The organism is Streptomyces sp. SID11385 (assembly GCF_010548245.1).
GTDB lineage: Bacteria > Actinomycetota > Actinomycetes > Streptomycetales > Streptomycetaceae > Streptomyces.
The window spans coordinates 1-6739 of sequence record NZ_JAAGLR010001190.1; the positions used below are offsets into that span (position 1 = coordinate 1).

The window sequence follows — 6739 nt, forward strand, 5'->3', positions numbered from 1 at the left end:
GCGGCGGCGCTCGCCGCCGGGCTCGTGGCGCGCCTCGCGCGCGAGGAGACGGGCGACGCGGGCGCCGCGCGGACCTCGGAGGGGGTCTACGAGGGGAACGGCGGACTGCCGCTGTTCGCGCCGCCGCCGGTACGGAGCGGCGCGGAGGTCCTCGCGGACCACGTGACCTCGCTCGTGTGCTGCGCCGCGGTCGACGCGGGTGGCGCGGTGCCGGGGCTCGACTGGCTGGACGGCCCGGTGCTCCTGGTGGACGGGGAGCGGGTGCGGGACCTGGGGGCGCGGGTGCGGAGCCTGGTGGAGGACGGCGACTCGATCCCGCTGCGCAGGTGGCTGGCGCGGGTGGGGGTACGGGTCGGGTAGCGGTACGGCCTGCGGGAGACGTTCCCGGCGTCGCCCCCCGCGCGGAAACGGGCGGCCGTGTGTGCGGGCTCACCCGAACGGGGAACTCCGTTTCCGTTCGTCCGCCCCGTCGCCACCAGGCAGAAGCGGTTCTGCACGGCTCGGGCCGCAGGGCCGTCGGCGGGGATTCGCGGGGAACGGTGACGAGGCGGGTGCTGAGTGTGATGTGCTGGCTTCCGCCCCGGGGACGTGGGGCGCGGCACCGGGATGCGGGGGACGAGGAGGGGCGGCGATGGGGGCGGAACGCGGAAAGGGCGGCCGGTGGGAATCGGGGGCGGTCGCGCACGCCGCCACGGACCCCTTCGGGCAGGGCCCGCTGCCGTGGCTGCGCGCGAGCGAGACGTACTTCGACGACGAGGGCAAGGTCGTCCCCTGGTACGTCGAGCACGCCCCGGCGCCCGGCGCCGAGCCGCGGATGCCGAGGCCGCGCCGCGCGGAGGGCTCGCCCCGTTCGTCCGACGACGTGCACCAGCAGATCAAGGGCTTCACCTCGACGGGCGCGGTGGCCCCCGGCGAGTCGATCGACTTCCACGTCACGGTCAACCCGCCGCAGCCGTACTCCATGGACTTCTACCGCATCGGCCACTACGCCGGGGCCGGTGCCAGCAAGATCGCCTCCACGCCCCGGCTGCAAGGTCTCACCCAGCCCGAACCGCTCCTCGCCGACCGCACGGTCTCGTGCCACCACTGGTGGCGCACCTGGCGGCAGCAGGTCCCCTCGTACTGGAAGCCCGGCGCGTACGTCGCAGTCCTGACGACGCAGGACGGCCACCGCTCGCACATCCCGTTCACCGTCCGCGACAGCGAGCCCGCCGACCTGCTCCTCCTGCTCCCCGACGTGACCTGGCAGGCGTACAACCTCTACCCGGAGGACGGCCGGACGGGCGCGAGCCTCTACCACGCCTGGGACGAGGGCGGGAAGCTGCTCAACGAGGAGGACGCGGCGATCACCGTGTCCTTCGACCGCCCCTTCGCGGGCGCGGGCCTCCCGCTGCACGTCGGCCACGCCTACGACTTCATCCGCTGGGCGGAGCGCTACGGCTACGACCTCGCCTACGCCGACGCCCGCGACCTCCACGCGGGCCGCGTCGACCCGACCCGCTACCGCGGCCTCGTCTTCCCCGGCCACGACGAGTACTGGTCGGTCCCGATGCGCCGCACCACCGAGCGCGCGAAGGACGCCGGGACCTCGCTCGTCTTCCTCTCCGCGAACACCATGTACTGGCAGGTCGAGCTGAGCGCCTCCCCCTCGGGCGTCCCCGACCGGCTCCTGACCTGCCGCAAGCGGCGCGGTCCCGGGCGCGCGACGCTGTGGCGCGAGGTGGACCGGCCGGAGCAGGAACTCATGGGCATCCAGTACGCGGGCCGCGTCCCCGCCCCGGCCCCGCTCGTCGTCCGGCACGCGGAGCACTGGCTGTGGGAGGCGACCGGCGCGCACGAGGGCGACGAACTCCCCGGGCTCGTCGCCGGCGAGGCCGACCGCTACTTCCCGCGCACGCAGCTGCCCCCGTACGAGGACCGGATGCTCCTCGCGCACTCGCCCTACGAGGACCAGGGCACCGTCCGCCACCAGGAGACCTCCCTCTACCGCGCCCCCAGCGGCGCCCTCGTCTTCGCCTCCGGCACCTTCGCCTGGTCGCCCGCGCTCGACCGCCCGGACCACGTCGACACCCGCATCCAGCGCGCCACGGCGAACCTCCTGGACCGCATCTGCAAACGGGACTGACCGGCTCCGCGCCACCCCAGCCGCACCCTGCGGCGTCGTCCGCCGCTCCCGTACGGGACAATCGGGGGCATTGGACGGAAGCACGTGGAGGAACCGTGTCCGGATTCGTCGAAAAGCCCGAGCCCGTACAGGTGCCGGGGCTGGTGCATCTGCACACCGGCAAGGTGCGCGACCTCTACCAGAACGAGGCCGGCGAGCTCGTGATGGTCGCGAGCGACCGCATGTCCGCCTACGACTGGGTGCTGCCCAGCGAGATCCCCGACAAGGGGCGCGTCCTCACGCAGCTCTCGCTGTGGTGGTTCGACCAGCTCGCCGACCTCGTCCCCAACCACGTCCTGTCGACGAAGCTGCCCGAGGGCGCCCCCGCCTCCTGGGCCGGGCGCACGCTGGTGTGCCGCTCGCTGAACATGATCCCGGTCGAGGCCGTCGCGCGCGGCTACCTGACCGGCTCGGGGCTCGTCGAGTACGAGGAGTCCCGCACGGTGTGCGGACTCGCGCTCCCCGAGGGCCTCGAGGACGGCTCCGAGCTGCCGGGAGCGATCTTCACCCCGGCGACGAAGGCCGAGGTCGGCGAGCACGACGAGAACGTGAGCTACGAGGAGGTGGCCCGGCGCATCGGCGCGGAGACCGCCGCCCAGCTCCGGCAGGCGACCCTCGCCGTCTACGCCCGGGGCCGGGACATCGCCCGCGAGCGCGGGATCATCCTCGCCGACACGAAGTTCGAGTTCGGCTTCGACGGCGACGAACTCGTCCTCGCCGACGAGGTCCTCACCCCCGACTCCTCGCGCTTCTGGCCGGCCGATTCCTGGGAGCCGGGCCACGCCCAGCCCTCCTTCGACAAGCAGTTCGTCCGCGACTGGCTCACCTCCCCCGCCTCCGGCTGGGACCGCAAGAGCGAGCAGCCGCCGCCCGAGCTGCCCGCCGAGATCGTCGAGCGGACGCGGGCGAAGTACGTCGAGGCGTACGAGAAGCTGACGGGCGTGCGGTGGGGCTGACGCCCGGGGCGGTACGAGGCTGAGCGGCGCGCGGTGCGGGGCTGAGCGGCGCGCGGTGGGGGGCTGAGCGGCGTGCGGTGGGGGGGCGATGTTTCACGTGAAACATCGCCCCCCCACCCGTACACCCGCCCGTTCCGGGACACGAAGAAGGCCCCCCGTTTCCGGAGGGCCTTTCGCTGAGCGGACGACCAGGTTCGAACTGGCGACCTCAACCTTGGCAAGGTTGCGCTCTACCAACTGAGCTACGTCCGCACCGCGCTTCTTCGCCGCTCTCGCGGTGTCCAGCGCGTGCCACCACTATACCCAACCCCGGGAGCGGGCCGTACGCACGGCGGCGTGACGGTTCTCGGCCCCGAGCTTCGTCACGGCGGAGGAGAGGTAGTTGCGGACGGTGCCGGGGGAGAGGCCCGCCCGCTGGGCGATCTCGGCGACGGGGGCGCCGTCGGCGGCGTACTCCAGGACCTCGGCCTCGCGGGCGCTGAGCGGGGAGTCCCCGGCCGCGATCGCGTCGGCGGCCAACTCCGGGTCGACGTAACGGCTTCCCGCGTGGACGGTACGGATGATCTCGGCCAGCCGTTGCGCGCTCACGGTCTTCGGCACGAAGCCGCGCACGCCCACCTCCAGGGCCCGCTTGAGGTGCCCGGGACGGCCGTGGCTCGTCACGATGAGGCAGCGGCAGCCGGGCAGTTCGCTCCGCAGGGCTGTGGCCACGCTCACACCGTCGCCGTCCGGCATCTGGAGATCGAGGACGGCGACGTCGGGGGTACGGGCCCGGGCCATCGCCAGGGCCTCGGCGCCCGAGGCGGCCTCCGCGACGACTTCGAGGTCGTCCTCCAGGGCGAGGAGGGCCGCGAGGGCACCCCGGATGAGGTGTTCGTCGTCGGCGAGCAGCACGCGGACCCGGGGGGTTTCGGGGCGCGCGGGCACGGGCTCGGTGGTCACGGGCGGCTTCCTCCGGGGTCGGGGGTGGGCGTGGGGGCGGTTTGCGGGGCGGGGCCGGTGGCGGGCGGGTGCGGTACGTGCGCGGCGAGGCGGAAGCGTCCGGGGGCCGTGGGGCCCGCTTCGAGCGCGCCGCCCACGGGCGCGAGGCGTTCGCGCAGGCCGGCGAGCCCGGAGCCGCCCCGGGTGGGGCTCGGCGACTCCGGGGCGCCGTCGTTCTCGACGGTGAGGCTCGTGCCGGTGCGGCTGGTGGCGAGCGTGATGGAGCAGTGGCGGGCGTCGCCGTGGCGCAGCACGTTCGTCGCGGCTTCCCGTACGACCCAGGCGAGAGCGGCCTGCACAGGTGGGGCAAGGGGCTCGATGTCCCCCGCGGCGGTCGCGCAGTCGATCCCGGCGGCCTCCAGGACGCTGCGCGCGCCGAGGAGTTCCGCGCCGAGGTCGATGCCCCGGTAGCCCCGTACGACCTCGCGGACCTCGCGCTGGGAGCGCTGGGCGATCTCCTGGACCTCGGCCATCTGCGCCACGGCGTCCTCCGTGCGCTCGCGGCGGGCGAGCTGGACCGCGAGTTCGCTCTTGAGGGCGATGGTGGCGAGGTTGCGGCCGAGGACGTCGTGGAGGTCGCGGCCGAAGCGGAGACGTTCCTCGGCGACGGCGAGCCGCGACTCGGTCTCCTTGGCGCGCTCGACCTTCTCCTTCGCCTTCTCGATCTCCTGGCGCGCGTACTCGATGTCCCACGTGCGGGCGAGGGACCAGCCGGAGGGGCGGCAGATGAGGAGGGCGAGGAGGGCGGAGACCGGGACGAGGACGGCGACAACGCCGCTGGGGGTGCCTTCGGGATCGGCGAGGACGGCGGCCGCCGAGAGCAGGACGGTGGCGCCGACGAGGGCGAGGAGGTAGCGGGGGACGGGGACGCGGAGGGCGAGGACGGCGAAGACCGGGCTCACCACGAACATCATCGCGGGGGCGAACGTCGCGGTGTTGATGGCGTCCGTGCCGAGACACAGCAGCGCGAGGGCGGAGGTCAGCGCGGTGAGGGCGAGGAGCACCCAGGCGGGCCCGGCGCGCGTATCGCCCCGGCCCAGATAGCGGTCCAGGGCGTCGAGGAGGGCCGGGCGGGTGGCGGCGCACAGGGCGAGGGAGGCGAGCAGCAGGGCGGAGCGGAGCACGAGGTCGGCGCCGTCGCCCTGTGTGAAGTGGCCGAGGACGCCGGGCAGGACCCAGCCCGCGAAGAAGGCCCAGACGTAGCGGCTCAGCGTGGCGCGCGTGTAGTGGTCGAGCTGCTGGACGGGGCGGTGGCCCTTGGCCGACGACGCGGGCCGCCAGGAGAGCCGTTCGAAACGGGGGAAGCGCGGCCCGGGCACGGACGCCGGCCCCCCGGCGGGCGCCGGTTCAGTGGCGGCGGGTCCCGCCGAGGGCGCCGGTACGGTCGCAGCGCTCGCACCGGCCGGAGCCGTCATGGTCTCCTCCTGGCTGCCGCTCAATGGTCGCCCCTTCCTGCGTCCGGTGGTCTCTCCATGGTGCGGGTCCGCGCGCGGTGGTGGTACGGACACGGGGGGCGCCGCCCGGCGGAGGCCGCCCCCGTACCCGTACCGCTCAGCGCCTCGGTTCCCAGCGGAACCAGCGGCGGACGCCGTAGGCGGCGAAGGCGGCCCAGGCGAGGCCGGTGACGACGGCCAGGAGGATGTCGCCGCCGTCGAGGTTGCCCGCCCAGCCGCCGCGCAGGAGCGAGAGCGTCGGGGTGAAGGGCAGGACGCGGGCGATGGCCGCGAGGGTGTCGGGCATGACATCGAGGGGGACGCCGACGCCCGAGCCGATCATGGTGAGCAGGATGACCGGCATCGCCATGACGGCGGCCGTCTCGGCGGTGCGGCTCAGGGTCGCGGTGAGGGCGGCGAGCCCGATGGCCACGACGAGGCCGAGGAGCGCGCCGAGCACGGCGAGCGCCGGGTTCGCGGGCGCTCCCGGGTGCACGACCACGGTGAACCCCGTGATCACCACGACCCACTGCACGAGGCAGGTCACGACGGCGGGCAGCGCCGAGCCGATGAGGATCTCGTGGTCGCGCACCTCGCCCGTGCGCAGCCGCTTGAGCACCAGTTCCTCGCGCCGGGTCACGTAGGTGCTCACGAGCGTCGAGTAGACGGCGAAGAGGAGCGAGAGGCCGAGCGCGGTCGGCAGGAGGACGGTGCCGAGGTCGAGCCCGGTGCCGCTCAGGTCCATCGAGTCGACGGCGTTCTTGAAGCTGAACGGCAGGACGAGCGGCACGACGAGGGCGGCGAAGAGCGTGCCCTTGCCGCGCAGGAGCAGCGTCGTCTCGGCGCGCGCGAGGGCGCCCATGCGGCTGCGCGCGGTCGAGGCGGGGCCGGTGGAAGCGGGACCGGTGGGGGCGGCGGGGCCGGTGGGGGCGGTGGTGCTCATCGGGTGGTCTCCTCTGCGAGCGCGGGGGCCGGAAGCGGGGCGACGGGGGCCTCGGGACGGGAACCGGCCTGGGCCGCGATCCGCAGGAACGCCTCTTCGAGCGAGGCCGCGCGGATGTCGAGCCCGTCCAGCTCGATGTTCTCGGCGCGCGCCCACAGCAGCAGCTCGGTCGCGGCGTGCTGGAGCCGGTGGGTGCGCAGGCGGACGGTCCTGCCGTCCGCGTCGAGGAGCGCGGCGCGCAGCGAGGCGGCGTCCTCGGGCG

The 6739-nt window shown here is 74.4% G+C and carries 5 protein-coding genes, 1 tRNA gene and 2 pseudogenes; 3 read left to right on the plus strand and 5 right to left on the minus strand.

Annotated elements, in window-relative coordinates; all coding sequences use genetic code 11:
- The 3 genes and pseudogenes from G3I42_RS36680 to G3I42_RS36690 all read left to right on the plus strand — a co-directional run.
- A pseudogene (locus G3I42_RS36680) lies at positions 1-360 on the plus strand (hypothetical protein); the annotation flags it as partial.
- A 271-nt stretch (positions 361-631) separates the two neighbouring features.
- Positions 632-2125, plus strand: a complete 1494-nt coding sequence (locus G3I42_RS36685) for a N,N-dimethylformamidase beta subunit family domain-containing protein (protein ID WP_164291969.1) — start codon at positions 632-634, stop codon at positions 2123-2125.
- A 95-nt stretch (positions 2126-2220) separates the two neighbouring features.
- The gene (locus G3I42_RS36690; RefSeq protein ID WP_164291970.1) at positions 2221-3120 is read left to right on the plus strand and encodes a phosphoribosylaminoimidazolesuccinocarboxamide synthase; all 900 of its coding nucleotides are present in this window, start codon (positions 2221-2223) and stop codon (positions 3118-3120) included.
- A gap of 179 nt (positions 3121-3299) precedes the next feature.
- Here the strand turns inward: G3I42_RS36690 and G3I42_RS36695 are convergent.
- The 5 genes and pseudogenes from G3I42_RS36695 to G3I42_RS36715 all read right to left on the minus strand — a co-directional run.
- Positions 3300-3372: transfer RNA gene (locus tag G3I42_RS36695), tRNA-Gly, on the minus strand.
- A gap of 45 nt (positions 3373-3417) precedes the next feature.
- Positions 3418-4062, minus strand: coding sequence for a response regulator transcription factor (locus G3I42_RS36700; protein WP_164291971.1), 645 nt, complete (start codon positions 4060-4062; stop codon positions 3418-3420).
- Complete coding sequence (locus G3I42_RS36705; RefSeq protein WP_239096912.1) at positions 4059-5540, minus strand: sensor histidine kinase; 1482 nt, start codon at positions 5538-5540, stop codon at positions 4059-4061. Before G3I42_RS36705 ends, G3I42_RS36700 begins: the two co-directional genes overlap by 4 nt.
- A gap of 112 nt (positions 5541-5652) precedes the next feature.
- Entirely contained in the window at positions 5653-6477 is an 825-nt protein-coding gene (locus G3I42_RS36710; RefSeq protein WP_164291972.1) for an ABC transporter permease, read from the minus strand.
- Positions 6474-6739: pseudogene (locus tag G3I42_RS36715) on the minus strand (ABC transporter ATP-binding protein); the annotation flags it as partial. The pseudogene G3I42_RS36715 and the gene G3I42_RS36710, both read right to left, overlap by 4 nt.